This is a genomic window from Pseudomonas sp. NFX15 (assembly GCF_049132105.1).
Classification (GTDB): Bacteria; Pseudomonadota; Gammaproteobacteria; order Pseudomonadales; family Pseudomonadaceae; genus Aquipseudomonas.
Window position 1 is genome coordinate 238,157 of record NZ_JAFMPV010000006.1, and the last position, 16,626, is coordinate 254,782.

The following is a 16,626-nucleotide window of genomic DNA, read 5'->3' on the forward strand; positions in this document are numbered from 1 at the left end:
TGGAGACACCGGATTGTCGAGCGCCGCTCCGCCCAACCCCGCCGAACAACCCAATCGCTGGCAAGACTTGCTCGCCGGTTTGTCGATTGCCGGGCTGCTGCTGCCCGAAGCGGTGGCCTATTCAAGCATCGCTGCACTGGCGCCCCAGGCCGGGGTGATCGCCTTGTTCGCCGGGTTGCTGTGCTACGGCCTGATCGGGACCAGCCGCTTTGCGATTGTCTCCGCGACTTCGTCGTCTGCTGCGGTACTGGCGGCGGCCACTGCGACGCTGGCCAATGGCGATCCTGAACTTCGTTCAACCCTGGCCATCGGCCTGGTGGTCATGACCGGGGTGTTTTTCCTGTTGGCCGGTGTGTTCAAACTCGGCAGTGTGACCTCGTTCATCGCCAAACCGGTGCTACGCGGTTTTGCCTTTGGCCTGGCGTTGACCATCATTCTCAAGCAGGTCGCCAGTGTGGTTGGGGTGCATTTGACCGATGCCAACCTGGTGCGTTTTCTGCCGCAGTTGCTCGAACAACTGCCACAGTGGAACTGGGCCGCAGCAGCGGTCGGCGCGGTGGCGTTGGCCTTGCTGGTGCTGTTCGCATGGTTTCGGCGTCTGCCGGGCGGTTTGCTGGTGGTGGTGATCGGCATCGTTGCGGGGCAGTGGCTCGACCTGCCGGCCCATGGCGTGAAGCTGATCGGCGTGATTGATCTGAGCCTGGACGTCCCGCAGTGGCCCGTGTTGCCGTTTGCCGACTGGTTGCGCCTGGGTGAACTGGCGTTCGCCATGGTGATGATTCTGTACGCGGAGTCCTATGGCTCGATCAGTTCGTATGCGCTCAAGCACGGCGACCGGGTGACATCGAACCGCGATCTGCTGGCGCTTGGCGCGTCGAACTTGCTGTCCGGCCTGTTCCACGGCATGCCGGCGGGGGCGGGGTATTCGGCAACGTCGGCGAACGAGGCGGCTGGTGCGACCTCGCGCCTGGCCGGCGGCGTGGCGGCGCTGGTGGTGTTGCTGATTGTCCTGACGGTGCTGCCGTATATCGCCCTGACGCCGGAACCGATTCTCGCTGCCATCGTTATCCATGCGTTGGGTCGCGGCTTGAGCTTGCAGCCGCTGGGACGCTATTTCGTCTGGCGCCGTGACCGTGTGCTGGTGATCTGCGCCGTGGCGGCGGTGCTGGTGCTGGGGGTGCTGGACGGTCTGTTGGTATCGGTGGCAATCAGTGTGTTGTTGATGCTCAAACAGATGTCAGCGGCGGACATCCAGATACTCGGGCGGATCGATGGTGGTCACGATTTTGTCGATGTAAAGCGGCATCCGGCGGCGACGACTGAGCCGGGAGTGCTGATTGTCCGGCCGAGCGAAGCGTTGTTCTTTGCTAACGTCGAGCGAATTCTGGGTGGCGCATTGCGTTTGATCCGGCACTCGCAGGCGCCGATTCACACGGTGATTCTCAGCCTGGAGGAATCCCCTGACCTGGACGGCACCAGCATCGAGGCGTTGCAGGAGTTTTTCCTGCAGGTGCATCAGGCCGGCACCCGCTTGATCCTGGCGCGCCTCAAGGATCGCGTAGAAACGGCATTGGCAGCGTTGCCGGAGGTTGAGGGCAATGGGGTGGTATTGAGTGGGTTGAGTGTGGATGGGGCCGTTCAACAGGCCCTCAAACAGAACACACCCCTGTAGGAGTGAGCCTGCTCGCGATGGCGGTGGGGCAGTCGATAAAGATGCAGCAAACTGACCGCTATCGCGAGCAGGCTCACTCCTACAGGGGATAACGGTGAAATTACGGGCATAAAAAAACGCCGCTCATCTCGCGATGGGCGGCGTTTTTCATGGCTTTGTAGCGTTAGGCTTGAACGACCGGGATGTTGGCGTTCGCAGCAGCTTCACGGAACTCGGCGATCTGGTCGAAGGACAGGTAGCGGTAGACATCGGCCGCCATGCTGTCGATCTTGCCAGCGTATTCCATGTACTCCTCGACGGTCGGCAGGCGACCCAGGATGGAAGCCACGGACGCCAGCTCAGCCGAAGCCAGGTAGACGTTCGCGCCGTCACCCAGACGGTTCGGGAAGTTACGGGTCGACGTCGACACCACAGTGGAGTTGGCTTCTACACGTGCCTGGTTACCCATGCACAGCGAGCAACCCGGCATTTCCATGCGAGCGCCGGCCTTTCCGTAGATGCCGTAGTAGCCTTCTTCGGTCAGCTGGTGAGCGTCCATCTTGGTCGGCGGCGACAGCCACAGACGGGTTGGCAGCTGACCCTTGACCTGTTCCAGCAACTTGCCGGCAGCGCGGAAGTGACCGATGTTGGTCATGCACGAACCGATGAACACTTCGTCGATCTTCTCGCCAGCAACGCTGGAGAGCAGGCGAGCGTCGTCCGGATCGTTTGGCGCGCAGAGCACAGGCTCCTTGATGTCGGCCAGGTCGATCTCGATGACTTCAGCGTATTCAGCGTCTTTGTCCGCTTGCAGCAGCTCAGGGTTGGCCAGCCAGGCTTCCATCGCTTGAGCGCGACGTTCCAGAGTACGTGCATCGCCGTAGCCTTCGCCGATCATCCAGCGCAGCAGGGTGATGTTGGACTGCAGGTATTCGGCAATCGACTCTTTGGACAGCTGGATGGTGCAACCGGCAGCCGAACGTTCGGCCGAGGCGTCGGACAGTTCGAACGCTTGCTCGACGGTCAGCTTAGGCAGGCCTTCGATCTCCAGGATGCGACCGGAGAAGGCGTTCTTCTTGCCTTTCTTCTCTACGGTCAACAGGCCTTTCTGGATCGCGTAGTAAGGAATGGCGTGAACCAGGTCACGCAGGGTGACGCCTGGCTGCAGTTCGCCTTTGAAGCGAACCAGGATCGACTCAGGCATGTCCAGCGGCATGACGCCGGTGGCAGCGGCGAACGCTACCAGGCCGGAACCGGCCGGGAACGAGATGCCGATCGGGAAGCGGGTGTGGGAGTCACCACCGGTACCGACAGTGTCTGGCAGCAGCATGCGGTTCAGCCACGAGTGGATGATGCCGTCGCCCGGACGCAGGGAAACGCCGCCGCGGGTCATGATGAAGTCAGGCAGGGTGTGGTGGGTGGTCACGTCGATCGGCTTAGGGTAAGCCGCGGTGTGGCAGAAGGACTGCATCACCAGGTCGGTCGAGAAGCCCAGGCATGCCAGGTCTTTCAGTTCGTCACGGGTCATCGGACCGGTGGTGTCCTGGGAGCCGACGGTGGTCATCTTCGGTTCGCAGTAGGTGCCCGGACGAACGCCGGTCACGCCGCAAGCCTTGCCGACCATCTTCTGCGCCAGGGTGAAGCCCTTGGTGCTTTCAACGGGAGCTTCTGGCTTCTTGAACAGCGTCGAAGGTGGCAGGCCCAGCTCGGCTCGCGCCTTCTCGGTCAGGCCACGGCCGATGATCAGCGGGATACGGCCGCCAGCACGGACTTCGTCCAACAGCACCGGGGTTTTCATTTCGAAGGTGGTCAGGACTTCGTCGGTGCCGTGCTTGCAGACTTTGCCAGCATGCGGGTACAGGTCGATCACGTCGCCCATGTTCATGCCGGACACATCGAATTCGATCGGCAGTGCGCCGGCGTCTTCCATGGTGTTGTAGAAAATTGGTGCGATCTTGTTGCCGAAGCAGAAACCGCCGGCACGCTTGTTCGGCACGTAAGGCACGTCGTCGCCGAAGAACCACAGTACCGAGTTGGTGGCCGATTTCCGCGAAGAACCGGTACCGACCACGTCACCGACGTAGGCGATAGGGAAACCGGCGTTGCGCATTTCTTCGATCTGCTTCATCGGACCGGTGACGCCTTGCTCGTCCGGCACGATGCCGTCACGGGCCATTTTCAGCATGGCCAGTGCGTGCAGCGGGATGTCTGGACGGGACCAGGCATCAGGAGCAGGGGACAGGTCGTCGGTGTTGGTTTCGCCAGGCACCTTGAACACGCGCAGGCTGATCTTGTCCGCCAGCACAGGGCGTTTCACGAACCACTCGCCGTCAGCCCAGGATTGCAGCACGCCCTTGGCGTGTACGTTACCGTTCTTGGCTTTTTCAGCGACGTCGTGGAAGGCATCGAACATCAGCAGGGTGTGCTTGAGTTCTTTGGCCGCTACTGGCGCCAGTTCGGCGTCGTCCAGCAGGTTGACCAGGGTCACGATGTTGTAGCCGCCCTGCATGGTGCCGAGCAGTTCAACAGCGCGCTTCTTGTCGATCAGGGGGGAGTTGGCTTCGCCTTTGGCGATGGCGGACAGGAAGCCGGCCTTGACATATGCTGCTTCGTCCACGCCAGGCGGAACGCGATGGGTGATCAGGTCAACGAGGAATGCTTCTTCGCCAGCCGGGGGATTTTTCAGCAGCTCGACCAGGCCTGCAGTTTGTTCGGCGTTAAGCGGCTGGGGAACGATACCCAGTGCTGCACGCTCTTCGATATGTTTGCGGTAGGCTTCAAGCACAGTTATTACCCTCATCAGTGGTCCCAAATGGGTGTCCGGGACGCTCATCCCGAAATTGCCGTACTCATGCGCTGCATGGCGTTGTGAGCCACTTAGCCAGAATTACCGACAATTCCTTACAGAAGCTGCTTTCAAAGTTTTACGCCTGCAGAACGGGAGCTGATGAGGGTTGGCGTTGGGCTTTTCCCCGCTGGAAAAACCCATCGCCAACACCGCTCTGAAGGAACGACTGTGCTCGTGACGCTTTGAAAACAGCTTCTAACGGACATTGGCGCCTAAAAAGGCAGGCTGATTCTACGGCAAAAAAAAATTAAAGGTAAGTCAGTGTTTATTGGACTTTGGTGGTGAGCCTCGGCAAAGGCCGGCGCAGGCTTGGCCCTGTACTTTGAGGGGTGATCAATGGCCGGCAAAGGGCTAACATGCCGGCCTGTTTTGCTTTTTCGCGTTTTGCCTAACTATGCCCAATCAGACCATCAAGACGCCGTGCGTCGGCCTTTGCTCCACTGTCTACGGTGACCTGGTGTGCCGTGGCTGCAAGCGTTTCCATCACGAAGTGATCCACTGGAACGGTTACAACGAGGAAGAAAAGCGCGCGGTGTGGCTGCGCCTGGAGCAGTTGCTGTCCCAAGTGATGGCCGCCAAGGTGGAAATTTTCGACCCCGCTTTGCTCAGAATGCAGCTGGAGCAGCGCAAGATCCGCTTCGTGCCCCATCAGTCGGAATATTGCTGGGCCTACCAGTTGATCGCCCGGGGCGCACGGGTGATCAATAACCTGGAAGCCTACGGAATGGTGTTGCTGCCGGAGTTTCGCGACTGGAACCTGCCAGAATTGCGCGATGCCATTGATCGGGAATTTTTCCTGTTGTCCGAGGCGCATTACCAGCGCTATATCGCACCGGGGTTCCTCAAGGATGTTTTTGGCGGTTGACCGTTAAAAGCTTCGCTGGCAAGCCAGCTCCTACAGGTCTTGCGTCGTCCTGTAGGAGCTGGCTTGCCAGCGAAGGAGATTTCACAGGCGCCAAAAATCTCAATGGTTGCCGGCAATTTCCTCCAGGTGATCCTCAATCTCCTGTGGCTTGAGCACCAGCACATCACTCTCCACCGCATCGAGCACCACCTCCGCCGTATTGCCGATCAGCGCCCCTGACAACCCGGTGCGCGCCACGGTGCCGATCACGGTCACGGCCGCCTGCAGCTTGTGCACCATGAATGGAATCAACACGTCTGCCGGGCCTTCCTCGATGTGCAGGTGGTCATCGTCAATGTCGAATTCAGCCTGGAACGACTTGCATTGCTCGCGGTATCGCGCCTCGATGGTTTCGCTGAGTTGAAACGTCGGGTCGGCCGACGACAGCATCGGCGACGGGTGGGCGCTGATGACGTGCAACTGGGCCTTGGCCAGGCTGGCGATGTCATAGCCGTGATCGATGATGGTGTTGTGCAGGTGACGGTGTTCGCCGTCCGCATTACCGACGTCGATGGCGGCCAGGATGACCTTGTCTTTCCAGGAGCCAGCGGTTTTTACCAGGAGCACCGGCACCGGGCAGTGGCGCAGCAATTTCCAGTCTTCGGGCGTCAACAGGGCTTTTTTCAGGGCGCTGTCTGGAAAGTGTTGCTTGACCACCAGCCCACAACCTTCGGCCTGCTGCACGTCAATGATGGTTTCATGCAGGCTGTCGCGCCACGCCTGTTCAGTGGTGACGCTGTAGCCGATCTCCAGCAGTTCTTCCTTGAGCCCCCGCAAGTGTTCGGAGTGATCATGCTTCTTGTCGCAAACCAGCAGGTGCAAGTGCGCCTGGGTCTTGCACGCGATCAACTTGGCGCGGGCCAGGGCCAGGCTCTCATCGGGTGAAGGCTCGATGACCACCAGGATGCTGCGGATGGATTGCATGTGCACGATCTCCAGAAAATGAAAAAGCACGGCGTTGCACAACTATAGTTGTTGCCGGCGAATCGGGGACTTGATGCCTATCAATGGTTGGCGACTGGTGGTCTGCGGACAGGCCGGTATAATCGGCGCCCTTCGTTTTGAACCTATTTTTCCGTGAGCCCCATGATCCTTCCCGAAATTCACGAGTTCCTTGGCTGCCGCACTCCCGACGGCTGGGTTCAAGCCGCGCTGGCCGATCAGGAAACCCTGCTGATCGACCACAAGAACTGCGAATTCAAGGCCGCCAGCACCGCGTTGAGCCTGATCGCCAAGTACCATTCCCACGTCGACCTGATCAACATGATGTCGCGCCTGGCCCGGGAAGAACTGGTGCACCACGAACAAGTGATGCGCCTGATGAAACGTCGCAAGATCGAACTACGCCAGCTCTCCGCCGGGCGCTACGCCTCGGCGCTGCGCAAAGTGGTGCGCAGTCATGAGCCGGTGAAACTGGTCGACACGCTGGTGGTCGGGGCCTTCATCGAGGCCCGCAGCTGCGAGCGTTTCGAGGCGCTGGTGCCGCATCTGGACGAAGAACTGGGCAAGTTTTATTTCGGTTTGCTCAAGAGCGAAGCGCGGCATTTCCAGGGATACCTGAAACTGGCCTACCAGTATGGCGACGCCAAGGACATCGTCCAGGTGATCGACAGGGTGCGGGCTGCCGAGCAGGAACTGATCGAATCGCCGGATGTGGAATTCCGCTTTCACAGCGGTGTGCCCGCGGCGGCCTGATAGTTCCTGGCTGTTCTGGCGGACGCCTTCGCGGGCAAGCCCGCTCCCACTGGGTTCGCGTGATCCCTGTAGGAGCGAGCCTGCTCGCGAAGGGGCCATCAGCCACAAAAAAACTAACGGTTCAGACCCAACCGCTCATGCCACTGCGCAATCGACTCTTCAGGGTACACCTCGAACTGCTGATCCCCCGGCATAACCTGTACCTCTACCCACGGCGCCTTTGACCCCAGCATCAAGTGCGTATGCTCCGGCGGCACTGGCAGCGGGGTGTCGATGGCCGAGGCGAACGGGTGAATCAATTCCGGCCACTCCGGGCTGAACAGCCATAACCCCGAACCACAGACCGCGCAGAAATGCCGTTCGGCGGTGCTGCTGTGGGCACGTTTGTCACCGTCGTCCTTGAGCCGCGCATGGTAGATCGCGATGTGCTTGCGCCCGCGTACCTTGAGGCTGGCGGCGTCGCCACCGAGGTTGATCGCATACCCGCCACCGCCTTGGGTCTTGCGGCAGATCGAACAGTAGCAGCGCTGGTAAGGGTAGGGGTGGGCGCTGGTCAAGCTGAACGACACCGCGCCGCAATGGCAGGAACCTTCGAGATGCATGGGAGCCTCCGGCTGTTGAGCGTACCCCAACAGCCTAGACCGTCGGGGCTACTCGACCGGCACCAGGATCGCATCGCCCGTCGCCACCCGTTTCAGTTGGTCACCGGTTTGCGCGAACAACTCGGCGCGGGCGAATCCCTCCGTTTGAGGGCTCAACATGCGCTGGGTTTGGGTGGATGTCATGGTGCATCAGTGAGGGTGATAGGCAGGTGGATTGGTGGTGAATGGGCCGGCCTCTTCGCTGGCAAGCCAGCTCCTACAAGTTTTTCGGGTATTCCCGGCATTGGCGTCTGGCGCAGTCCCTGTAGGCGCTGGCTTGCCGGCGAAGGCGTTCGGTCAGCCAAGGTCTGCGTGGCAGACACACCGCTTTCGCTGGCAAGCCAGCTCCTACAAGGTTCTTGGGTGTGGCGTCCAGAGCGGTCAACCTGTGGGAGCGAGCCTGCTCGCGAAGGCGTCGAAATGGGCTAGCCCGTCACTCCTTCACGCTCATGAATTCTTCCGCGTAGCGGATGTATTCCTCAGGTTGCGTGTAGGTGTGGGTCAATTCCGTCGCGCTCAGGTCCGAGGTCTGGGTGAGGATCTGGCGTTGCTCGCGCAAGCTGTCGTAGGTCGCCTTGATCGCGGCGAAGTACGCGCCGTGGCCGTCGATGGTCACGCGCACACCCAGTTCGGCCAGGCGTTTGTCGTCGCGCAGCAGCGGGTTGCCATAGGTGACCAGCATCAGCGGCACGCTCAGGTGCTCGGCGATCTGCTCCAGGTGGTCAAAGTCCTTGACGCCCACCATGCAGATGCCGTCGGCGCCGGCTTGCTGGTATTGGCGGGTGCGGCTGATGATTTCCTGCACCGGCAAAATCCCGGCGTGGGTGCGGGCGATGATTGCCATTTCCTTGTCGCAGCGGGCTTCCAGTGCCGCGCGGATCTTGCCGACGCCTTCGGCGACCGTGATCAGGTCGGTGGATTTACGGCCAAACTGCGCAGGCAGCAGGGTGTCTTCGATGGTCAGCGCGGCGACGCCGGCGCGTTCGAGTTCGACGATGGTGCGCATCACGTTGAGCGCGTTGCCATAGCCGTGGTCGGCGTCGGCAATCACCGGCAACTGGGCGACACGCCCGATGCGCGTGGCCTGCTCAGCAAATTCGCTGAGGGTGATCAAGGCAAAGTCAGGCGCACCCAGCACCTGCAGCGAGGCGACCGAACCGCCGAGTATCCCCACCTCGAAGCCCAGGTCAGCGGCGATGCGCGCCGACATCGGGTCGAACACCGACGCCGTGTGGTAGCAGGTGTCGGAGGCGAACAGTTGGCGAAAATTGCGGCGCAAATCTTGATGAGAAAGCCAGGACATATGAGTTCCACCAATGGAATGGAAGGGCTTGAGCAAAAGTGTCAACGCCGAAGAAATAAAAGGCTATCACGCGAGCAGGGTGAGAATGATGACGAATTTGCTGGGTTAGGCCTGATTGACGCCTGCGACATGAACCTGATAGGTCACGCCGCCACGGCCTGGTGCCCTTGCCCGAGCAGCGCCACGGCGCGCACCGAGTCGCCGGGCTGTAGCTGCAAGCGCTTGGCGGTCAGGCGATCAACCACCAGGCTGTGGCCCACCTGTCGGGCCGGGGCGCAGGTAATGCGACAGTTTTCCAGACGGCGGTTGTGGATCAACCAGAGCGGCGCGTGATCGTCCAATAAACCAATGGCCAGTTGCAGCGCCTGGCTGTCGCGCACGGTTCGGACCCCGGAAACCGGAGCTTCGATCACCGGACCGCCATCGAAAATATCGATGTAGCCCTGGTGGGCAAACCCCTCCGCGTTGAGAATCTTCAGTGCCGTTTCGGTATTGGGATGCACCTTGCCGATCACCGCACGGGCCTGTTCGGTGAGCAGGCAGGTGTATAGCGGCTGGCGCGGCATCAGTTCGGCGATGAACGACTTGTTGCCCAGCCCGGACAAGTGATCGGCGTGGCTGAAATCCATCTTGAAAAAGTGCCGGCCCAGGCTGTCCCAGAACGGCGAGCCGCCTCGCTCATCAGTGCTGCCGCGCAATTCGGCGATCAGTTTATCGCCGAACAGTTGGGTAAATTCGGCCACGACCAACAGGCGCCCGAGCGAGAGCAGGCGGCCATTGCTGCCGCCGCGTTGATCGGGACGCAGGTACAACGAGCGGATTTCCGATTGTCCGGTCAATTCATTGCTCAGGAACAGGGTCGGGATCTGGCGCTGGATGCCCAGGTCTGGCGCAGCGCTAACGGTCAAACCCACACGGTAGTTGTACCAGGGCTCGCGCAAGCCGATGCCGCCGGTCAGGGCGCTGACCCCCACCACGCGCTGTTCGTCATCTTCGAGCACGAACAGATAATCGGCATCGGCGCGATCAACCTGCCCGGCGAACGTGCGTTGCGCCCAGCGGATCCGGTGGGCCAGACGCTCTTCGTCGGCCGGCAGGCTGCTGAGCCCTGGCGCGGCGTGGCGTACGAGGGCGAACAGGGCGGGCAGGTCGGTGATCTGGACCGGGCGGACAATCATGCGGTTGTTCCTTCTTCGCGGTTGTCGGGCTGAGCGATCACAGGGCGATCAACCGGATTGGGCAGCCTGTGGTGACGTTCAGCGCCTCGCACAGGGTGGTGTCGAGGGTGACGGGTTGGCCGGCGGTGTAGTCCAGGTCGGCGACGATGGCGCGGTAATCCTTCAAGCCATCGTTGCTCACCAGATAGCGGCCCCGGGCATCGATTACCGGGCCGGACGAGATGACGCCGCGCTGGCTGTGGGCGATGGAGCGAATGGCGGATGTGCGGGCGTACAATGTCGGGCCACCATCGAACAGATCGACGTAGCTGTTGGTTTCAAAACCTTCACGCTCGAGAATGTCGAAGGCTTCCTGCCCCTCGGGATGGATCGCGCCAATACAATCCTGTGCTTCCTGGGGCAGCATGGGCACGTAGATCGGATACTGCGGCATCAGATCTGCGAGAAAAGTGCGGCTTTGCAGGCCGCACAGCCGTTCGGCCTCAGCGTACGGCAGGTCGAAAAAATGCTTGCCCACGGCGTCCCAGAACGGCGAGTGGCCTTCATCGCTGCTGTAGCCGACGATTTCGGTGATCACCGCATCGCAGAACCGTCGGGCGTGGGCGGCAATGAACAACAGGCGCGCCCGCGACAATAACTCTGAATGCGCGCTGCACACCTGTGTGGCATCGACATGCAAGCCCCGCAGCAGAGTGTGTCCGCTCAGATCGTGGCACACCGACAGCGCCGGTACGTCGTGCTCGATATTCAGTTCCCGCGAGGCGCTGGTGAAATGTCGGTTGCGCAGGCTGTAGAACGGCTCGCTGAACCCGGCCGTGGCGAGAATTTCCGAGCAGCCGAGCAATCGCCGGGTGGTCTGGTCTTCCAGCACGAAGCAATAGCTTTCCGGGCCATGAGCCGCGATGTCCTTGTCGAACGACGCGCAGGAGTCGAGGATTTTTTCCCGCAGTCGTTCGCGGTCATCGGGCAGCGACGTGACGCCCACCAGGCTTTCACGCGCCAGCCTTTGCAATTGTGGCAGGTCGGCCAGTTCGACCGGACGCAAGACCAGCATGGAGACACTCCTGTATCAAACGGTTCGGCGTCGGGTGCCGAACCTGACTATCACTGTCGGTTTTTCCACACGTTAAATCGGTGGTCATCTGATCGTGTGCCAGGTGCCACTCTTTTTCTGGTCAGAGGTTTCTTGGACTTGAAGGTTTTAAACACGAATCGAAAAGTTTGCCCGCATTCGATGTCGGGCCAGGCGCGGTAGTCGGGCATTCGGGAGAGGGCATCCGGGCTCCTGCTGGATGAGCGTGAGTAGTAGTCTTTAACAGTCCGTTGAACTGAGTATTTAATTAACCTGGACTGCCTGTCTAGTTAATTTTTGTCCGGCCCGAACGTGCCCAAAAATGGGGCGCAAGGCGGATGTAGGAAGGTTCGTTGAAGTCGTACAAGCGTGTAGGCGATTGCCTGCGATGCCGTCAGCCAAATCAGAAAATCCGGCAAGTCTTGTCTGAAAGTCTTGACCTCCGACCCTGACGAAACTGTCCCCACCGCCTGGTGACTTGCGGCACAATTGCGCGGCGGCGGTCAGTTGAATCCGTCGCTCCTTTTTATCGATAGAGTGATTGCTGGTGCAGGCGACCCGTTTAACCCTGATTTGTCATGCCCGAACCGTCGCCCAGAAGCTCGCGCGCTTTGCGCTGGATGAGCCGCTGGAGATGGATTGGCAGGCGCTCAGGCTGTCCCGCTGCAATCAGTTCAAAGGTACGCCACGACTGGTCTGTGGCCCTGAACTGCGCACCCGGCAAACCGCCGGACTGTTCGGCAGCGCGCCGCAGATTATTGACGCCCTCAAGGACTGCAACTTCGGCCGCTGGAACGGAGAGCACATCGCCACCCTGCAAAAAACCGAAGCACAGGCGCTCCAGCAGTGGCTGGAAGATCCGGCGTTGGCCCCGCACGGTGGCGAGTCGTTACTGCAACTGGGTGAGCGCGTGGGCGCCTGGTTGACAACGTTGCAATCGACGCCGGGACACATCGTGGCAATCACCCATCCCTTTATTATTCGCGCCGCGCTGACGCACGTGTTGCAAGGCGCGTCGTCTGCCCAGATCGACGTCGAGCCCTTGTCGGCGGTCGAGTTGCGCTTCCATGGCCGCTGGCGGCTGCGCATTGCGGGCACCGAGCCTGAGGACATGCTTTGATGAAAAAACTTCTGGTGATCGGCATTGGTGCCGGCAATCCCGACTACATCACGATGCAAGCGGTAAAGGCGTTGAACGTGGTCGATGTGTTTTTTCTCATGGACAAGGGCGAGAGCAAAAACAAGCTCACCGACTTGCGCCGTGAGATCTGCGAACGCTACATCACCGATCATGACTATCGAATTGTCGAAGCCCACAGCCCGGAACGCGAACGCGGCGAGGTCGACTACAAGGCCAGCGTCGACGACCTGAACCTGGCCAAGCAGCGGACCTTCGAACGGCTGATCAATGAAGAAGTGTCCGACGGCCAGTGCGGTGGCTTCCTGATATGGGGCGACCCGGCGCTGTACGACAGCACCATCCGCATTTTGCAGGCGATCCAGGCCTCGGGTGCCTGTGCGTTTGAGTTTGAGGTGATCCCCGGCATTACCAGCGTCCAGGCCTTGGCGGCGCAGCACAAGGTGCCGCTCAACCAGATTGGCCGCTCGGTTGAAATCACCACCGGCCGGCGATTGGCGGCGGGCCAGGTGAGCGATGCCGACACCCTGGTGGTGATGCTCGATGCCCAGGATGCCTATCACCAGGTGGCGGACCGCGACACCGAGATTTACTGGGGCGCGTACCTGGGGACGCCGGACGAGATCCTGATCAGCGGCAAGCTTGGGGAGGTCGCCGATGAGATCGAGCGGGTGCGCAAGGCGGCGCGGTTGGTCAATGGCTGGATCATGGATACCTATTTGCTGCGCAAACCCTGATCAGGCGGTGACTGGGCTGACGCCTTCGCTGGCAAGCCAGCTCCTACAGTTGAAATACATGTCCCTGTAGGAGCTGGCTTGCCAGCGAAGAGGCCCGAGAGAACACCTCAAAAACCAGCCTGGGTGCTGCGGCCAAACCGCTCGCGGTACACCGACGGCGGCACGCCCACTACCGTTCGAAACGCCACCCGAAAACTTTCCACCGAGCGATAGCCACAGCGCTCGGCAATCTGCTCGGTGTTGTGCTGGCTGCCTTCCAGCAGCTCGCGGGCGCGGCCCATGCGTTCATGTTGCAACCAGGTTTTTGGCGACTGGCCACTGGCTTCGGTGAAGCGACGCAGGAAGGTGCGCTCGCTCATCGCCGCTTCGTTCGCCAGGTCGCGCACTTCCAGCGGTTGGTGCAGGCGCTCGCGTGCCCACTGCATAACGCGGGACAGGTCGCTGCGCGGCGTGGGGCTGACCGGGGTCGGAATGAATTGCGCCTGGCCGCCGCTGCGTTGCGGCGACATCACCAGGCGTCGCGCCACGGCATTGGCCACCTGGGTGCCGAAATCCCGCGCCACCAGATGCAGACAGGCATCGATACCGGCCGCGCTACCCGCAGAGGTGATCAACTGGCCGGAATCGACATATAACACGTCCGGGTCCACCTGAATGCCGGGAAACCGCTCGGCCAGTTCCGCGGTGTAGCGCCAGTGCGTGGTCGCGCCGTGGCCGTCGAGCAACCCGGTGGCGGCGAGGACGAACACCCCGGAGCAGATCGACAGCAAACGCGCCCCCCGCGCATGGGCCTGGCGCAAAGCGGCGATCAGCTCGTCGGGCACCGCGGCGCTACGGTCGCGCCAACCGGGAATGATGATGGTCCGCGCCTCGGCGAGCAGTTCCATGCCGCCATCGGCCAGCACCTGGATGCCACCCATGGCCCGCATCGGGCCCTGATCGACCGCGACGATTTGATGCGTGTACCACGGAAAATCGAACTCGGGACGAGCCAGTCCGAAGATCTCCACGGCAATGCCGAACTCGAATGTACAGAGGCCGTCGTAGGCGAGGATCGCGACCAATCCAGGAGTGGGGTGCATTTGGCGGAAAGTTCCCGGTCAGTGACTTGTGCGCCACTGTAGCGGCAACGGGCGGGGAGATAAAGTCTTCCCACGCCCACTCAACATTTGGAGTACAGCCAATGACCAGCCTGGTTCGCGACATTCCCGCCGCCCCTTCGGCGATTGCCTTAATGCATTTCAGCAACCGTCTGACGTTCGAAACCGACTGTTCCGACGTTCATGCCAGCCAGCAGGCAGGTGAAATCGATTTCGTGCTGGTGGACGTGCGCGGCCCGCTGGCGTTCGAGCGCGGGCATGTGCCAGGCGCGATCAACATTCCCACGCGCCTGCTGACTGCCGAACGCTTGTCGGAGTACACGAAAAACAGCCTGCTCGTGGTCTATTGCGCCGGCCCGCACTGCAACGGCGCCAACAAGGCAGCGGTGAAACTGGCGGCGTTGGGGTATCCGGTCAAGGAGATGATCGGCGGTGTGACCGGGTGGCTGGATGAGGGGTTTGTGCTGAGTACTGGGGTGCTGCGGCCGGCCAGTGAAGCGATTGGTTGCGAGTGCTGAGTTTCAAATACCGCTGATCATTGCGGTTTGCGGGCTTGCGGGCTTGCCACAGGATGTGCGTTGATCTGCATCAGCGACCGGTAGAGGCCAGCCACCACGCATCCAATGTCACTTTCAACCACGAAAACACCTCGGCGAACGCCGCATCATCCTGCACCCCCCGTGGCAACGGCGACTCATCACCAAAATGCGCATTCAACTCGGCCACCGACGCGGCGTTCCACTCCGGATGAAACTGCAACCCCAACCGCGTCGGCCCGGCGCGGTACATCTGCTGCGCGCATTGCTCGCTGCTGGCCAGTAGTTGTGCATTGGGCGACAGGTCGATGGCATCTTCGTGCCACTCCAGCACCTTCAGCGTTTGCCCATCGCTAAAGGTTACGCGGGTCCAGCCGGTTTCGGTCTGGTCCAGCCGCCGCACAGTCCCACCGAGACTCAATGCCAGCAACTGTGCACCCAGGCAAATTGCGAACACGGCGGCGTCCTGCTCGAGACTGCCTTTGAGCCATTGTCGTTCGGCTTGCAACCAGGCCGGCCCGGCATTGGATTCATAAGGTCCGCCCAACAGGATCACGGGATCGGCGCTGACGGGCGGCAATTGGCCGAGGTCGGCACGAAACACGTTCAGCGTCAGCCCTCGGGATTCGGCCCAGTGGGCGATGGCACCCGGACCTTCGGCGGGGTGGTGCTGGATCAGGTTCAACGTGGGCATCACGCTACTCTCGATGGGTCGCAAGGGCGCTCAATGTGCCGTAAAACATCGGTCATCGCCAGTCGGCTTGTTCCGTCAGATAACACTGGATAAGCGGTAAATCTGACGGCAAAACGGGGGATGTCTGCCAGGCTCTGCACCACGATGGCGCGGACCCCATGGCGCTCGTCTGGCACCACCACGTTTTTATAAATATTTGTCGCCTCAACGCAATTTGCCCTCCTGTAGCCACTCTAGACTGCCGGCCACTTCGGTGACCGCCCACAAAGCGCTGACCGAACGCTGCCAATCGAAGCTGCCAATAAAAGCCTCCGCACACAGGAGTTATAAATGAAGAAGCTAGTGATGTTCGGTGCCCTGGCACTGTCGATGTTGTCCCTGACCGCCGTGGCCGAAGACGCCAAGCCGATCCGCATCGGTATTGAAGCCGGCTACCCGCCATTCTCGATGAAAACCCCTGACGGCAAGTTGACCGGTTTCGACGTGGACATCGGCGACGCGCTGTGTGAGCAGATGAAGGTCAAGTGCACCTGGGTCGAGCAAGAGTTCGACGGCCTGATCCCTGCGTTGAAGGTCAAGAAAATCGACGCCATCCTATCGTCCATGACCATCACCGAAGACCGCAAGAAGAACGTCGATTTCACCATCAAGTACTACCACACGCCGGCGCGCTTCGTGATGAAGGAAGGCACCGACGTCAAGGACCCGCTGACCGAACTCAAGGGCAAGAAAGTCGGTGTGCTGCGCGCCAGTACCCACGACCGCTTCGCCACTGAAGTGCTGCAGCCAGCCGGGATTGTCCTGGTACGTTACGGCTCCCAGCAGGAAGCCAACCTGGACATGGTCTCCGGTCGCATCGACGCGCTGTTGGCCGACTCGGTCAACCTGGACGACGGTTTCCTGAAAACCGACGCCGGCAAGGGATTTGCCTTCGTTGGCCCTGAGTACAACGATCCGAAATACTTCGGTGGCGGCGCCGGCATCGCCGTGCGCAAGGGCGATACCGCTCTGGCCGAGCAATTCAACAAAGCCATCACCGACATTCGCGCCAATGGCAAGTACAAGCAAGTGCAGGACAAGTACTTCAAGTTTGACGTTTACGGCGAGTAAGCGGGCAGGCTGAAAAAAT

16 protein-coding genes are annotated in these 16,626 nt (G+C 60.9%); 7 read left to right on the forward strand and 9 right to left on the reverse strand.

Going from position 1 to position 16,626, the window contains the following annotated elements; genetic code table 11:
• Nucleotides 1–13: 13 nt before the first annotated feature.
• Entirely contained in the window at nt 14–1,672 is a 1,659-nt protein-coding gene (locus J1D76_RS09560) for a SulP family inorganic anion transporter (RefSeq protein ID WP_421138062.1), read from the forward strand.
• Between the two features lie 163 nt (nt 1,673–1,835).
• Here the strand turns inward: J1D76_RS09560 and acnB are convergent, their stop codons facing one another.
• Entirely contained in the window at nt 1,836–4,436 is a 2,601-nt protein-coding gene (gene acnB, locus J1D76_RS09565; RefSeq protein WP_421138100.1) for a bifunctional aconitate hydratase 2/2-methylisocitrate dehydratase, read from the reverse strand.
• A 457-nt stretch (nt 4,437–4,893) separates the two neighbouring features.
• Here acnB and J1D76_RS09570 point away from each other — a divergent pair, with 457 nt between their 5' ends.
• The gene (locus J1D76_RS09570) at nt 4,894–5,364 is read left to right on the forward strand and encodes a DUF1289 domain-containing protein (RefSeq protein WP_103393678.1); all 471 of its coding nucleotides are present in this window, start codon (nt 4,894–4,896) and stop codon (nt 5,362–5,364) included.
• Between the two features lie 99 nt (nt 5,365–5,463).
• Here J1D76_RS09570 and J1D76_RS09575 read toward each other — a convergent pair whose 3' ends face one another.
• Nucleotides 5,464–6,327: a universal stress protein gene (locus tag J1D76_RS09575; RefSeq protein WP_421138063.1), complete on the reverse strand. Its 864-nt coding sequence runs from the start codon at nt 6,325–6,327 to the stop codon at nt 5,464–5,466.
• 162 nt (nt 6,328–6,489) lie between these two features.
• On the opposite strand from J1D76_RS09575, the gene J1D76_RS09580 reads away from it, so the two are divergent.
• Complete coding sequence (locus tag J1D76_RS09580) at nt 6,490–7,098, forward strand: tRNA-(ms[2]io[6]A)-hydroxylase (protein WP_421138064.1); 609 nt, start codon at nt 6,490–6,492, stop codon at nt 7,096–7,098.
• Between the two features lie 113 nt (nt 7,099–7,211).
• On the opposite strand, the gene J1D76_RS09585 is transcribed toward J1D76_RS09580, so the two are convergent.
• The 5 genes from J1D76_RS09585 to J1D76_RS09605 form a co-directional block, all read right to left on the reverse strand.
• Complete coding sequence (locus J1D76_RS09585; protein ID WP_421138065.1) at nt 7,212–7,700, reverse strand: GFA family protein; 489 nt, start codon at nt 7,698–7,700, stop codon at nt 7,212–7,214.
• Nucleotides 7,701–7,748: 48 nt separating this feature from the next.
• The gene (locus J1D76_RS09590) at nt 7,749–7,883 is read right to left on the reverse strand and encodes a hypothetical protein (RefSeq protein ID WP_421138066.1); all 135 of its coding nucleotides are present in this window, start codon (nt 7,881–7,883) and stop codon (nt 7,749–7,751) included.
• Between the two features lie 289 nt (nt 7,884–8,172).
• On the reverse strand, nt 8,173–9,042 hold the full coding sequence (locus J1D76_RS09595; protein WP_421138067.1) for an isocitrate lyase/PEP mutase family protein: 870 nt from the start codon (nt 9,040–9,042) through the stop codon (nt 8,173–8,175).
• 143 nt (nt 9,043–9,185) lie between these two features.
• Complete coding sequence (gene astA, locus J1D76_RS09600; RefSeq protein WP_421138068.1) at nt 9,186–10,220, reverse strand: arginine N-succinyltransferase; 1,035 nt, start codon at nt 10,218–10,220, stop codon at nt 9,186–9,188.
• A 37-nt stretch (nt 10,221–10,257) separates the two neighbouring features.
• On the reverse strand, nt 10,258–11,274 hold the full coding sequence (locus tag J1D76_RS09605) for an arginine N-succinyltransferase (protein WP_421138069.1): 1,017 nt from the start codon (nt 11,272–11,274) through the stop codon (nt 10,258–10,260).
• Between the two features lie 565 nt (nt 11,275–11,839).
• Between J1D76_RS09605 and J1D76_RS09610 the strand changes: the two genes are divergently transcribed.
• Both J1D76_RS09610 and cobF read left to right on the forward strand, forming a co-directional pair.
• Nucleotides 11,840–12,412, forward strand: a complete 573-nt coding sequence (locus J1D76_RS09610) for a histidine phosphatase family protein (protein ID WP_421138070.1) — start codon at nt 11,840–11,842, stop codon at nt 12,410–12,412.
• Nucleotides 12,412–13,167, forward strand: coding sequence for a precorrin-6A synthase (deacetylating) (gene cobF / locus J1D76_RS09615; protein WP_421138071.1), 756 nt, complete (start codon nt 12,412–12,414; stop codon nt 13,165–13,167). The genes J1D76_RS09610 and cobF overlap by 1 nt, the downstream gene beginning before the upstream one ends.
• 107 nt (nt 13,168–13,274) lie before the next feature.
• On the opposite strand, the gene ftrA is transcribed toward cobF, so the two are convergent.
• The gene (ftrA, locus tag J1D76_RS09620; protein ID WP_421138072.1) at nt 13,275–14,249 is read right to left on the reverse strand and encodes a transcriptional regulator FtrA; all 975 of its coding nucleotides are present in this window, start codon (nt 14,247–14,249) and stop codon (nt 13,275–13,277) included.
• Nucleotides 14,250–14,350: 101 nt separating this feature from the next.
• Between ftrA and J1D76_RS09625 the strand changes: the two genes are divergently transcribed.
• A complete protein-coding gene (locus tag J1D76_RS09625; protein ID WP_421138073.1) occupies nt 14,351–14,785 on the forward strand; it encodes a rhodanese-like domain-containing protein in 435 nt (144 codons plus the stop codon).
• A gap of 70 nt (nt 14,786–14,855) precedes the next feature.
• Here the strand turns inward: J1D76_RS09625 and J1D76_RS09630 are convergent, their stop codons facing one another.
• A complete protein-coding gene (locus J1D76_RS09630) occupies nt 14,856–15,497 on the reverse strand; it encodes a type 1 glutamine amidotransferase (protein ID WP_421138074.1) in 642 nt (213 codons plus the stop codon).
• Between the two features lie 330 nt (nt 15,498–15,827).
• On the opposite strand from J1D76_RS09630, the gene J1D76_RS09635 reads away from it, so the two are divergent.
• Complete coding sequence (locus J1D76_RS09635; protein WP_421138075.1) at nt 15,828–16,607, forward strand: ABC transporter substrate-binding protein; 780 nt, start codon at nt 15,828–15,830, stop codon at nt 16,605–16,607.
• The last annotated feature ends 19 nt before the right edge of the window (nt 16,608–16,626 follow it).

Excerpts from the sequence above, each read along its gene's own strand:
- J1D76_RS09570 (WP_103393678.1), top strand. The coding sequence starts at position 4,894 with ATGCCCAATCAGACCATCAAGACGCCGTGCGTCGGCCTTTGCTCCACT.
- J1D76_RS09575 (WP_421138063.1), bottom strand. The coding sequence starts at position 6,327 with ATGCAATCCATCCGCAGCATCCTGGTGGTCATCGAGCCTTCACCCGAT.
- J1D76_RS09580 (WP_421138064.1), top strand. The coding sequence starts at position 6,490 with ATGATCCTTCCCGAAATTCACGAGTTCCTTGGCTGCCGCACTCCCGAC.
- J1D76_RS09585 (WP_421138065.1), bottom strand. The coding sequence starts at position 7,700 with ATGCATCTCGAAGGTTCCTGCCATTGCGGCGCGGTGTCGTTCAGCTTG.
- J1D76_RS09590 (WP_421138066.1), bottom strand. The coding sequence starts at position 7,883 with ATGACATCCACCCAAACCCAGCGCATGTTGAGCCCTCAAACGGAGGGA.
- J1D76_RS09595 (WP_421138067.1), bottom strand. The coding sequence starts at position 9,042 with ATGTCCTGGCTTTCTCATCAAGATTTGCGCCGCAATTTTCGCCAACTG.
- astA (WP_421138068.1), bottom strand. The coding sequence starts at position 10,220 with ATGATTGTCCGCCCGGTCCAGATCACCGACCTGCCCGCCCTGTTCGCC.
- J1D76_RS09605 (WP_421138069.1), bottom strand. The coding sequence starts at position 11,274 with ATGCTGGTCTTGCGTCCGGTCGAACTGGCCGACCTGCCACAATTGCAA.
- cobF (WP_421138071.1), top strand. The coding sequence starts at position 12,412 with ATGAAAAAACTTCTGGTGATCGGCATTGGTGCCGGCAATCCCGACTAC.
- ftrA (WP_421138072.1), bottom strand. The coding sequence starts at position 14,249 with ATGCACCCCACTCCTGGATTGGTCGCGATCCTCGCCTACGACGGCCTC.
- J1D76_RS09625 (WP_421138073.1), top strand. The coding sequence starts at position 14,351 with ATGACCAGCCTGGTTCGCGACATTCCCGCCGCCCCTTCGGCGATTGCC.
- J1D76_RS09630 (WP_421138074.1), bottom strand. The coding sequence starts at position 15,497 with ATGCCCACGTTGAACCTGATCCAGCACCACCCCGCCGAAGGTCCGGGT.
- J1D76_RS09635 (WP_421138075.1), top strand. The coding sequence starts at position 15,828 with ATGAAGAAGCTAGTGATGTTCGGTGCCCTGGCACTGTCGATGTTGTCC.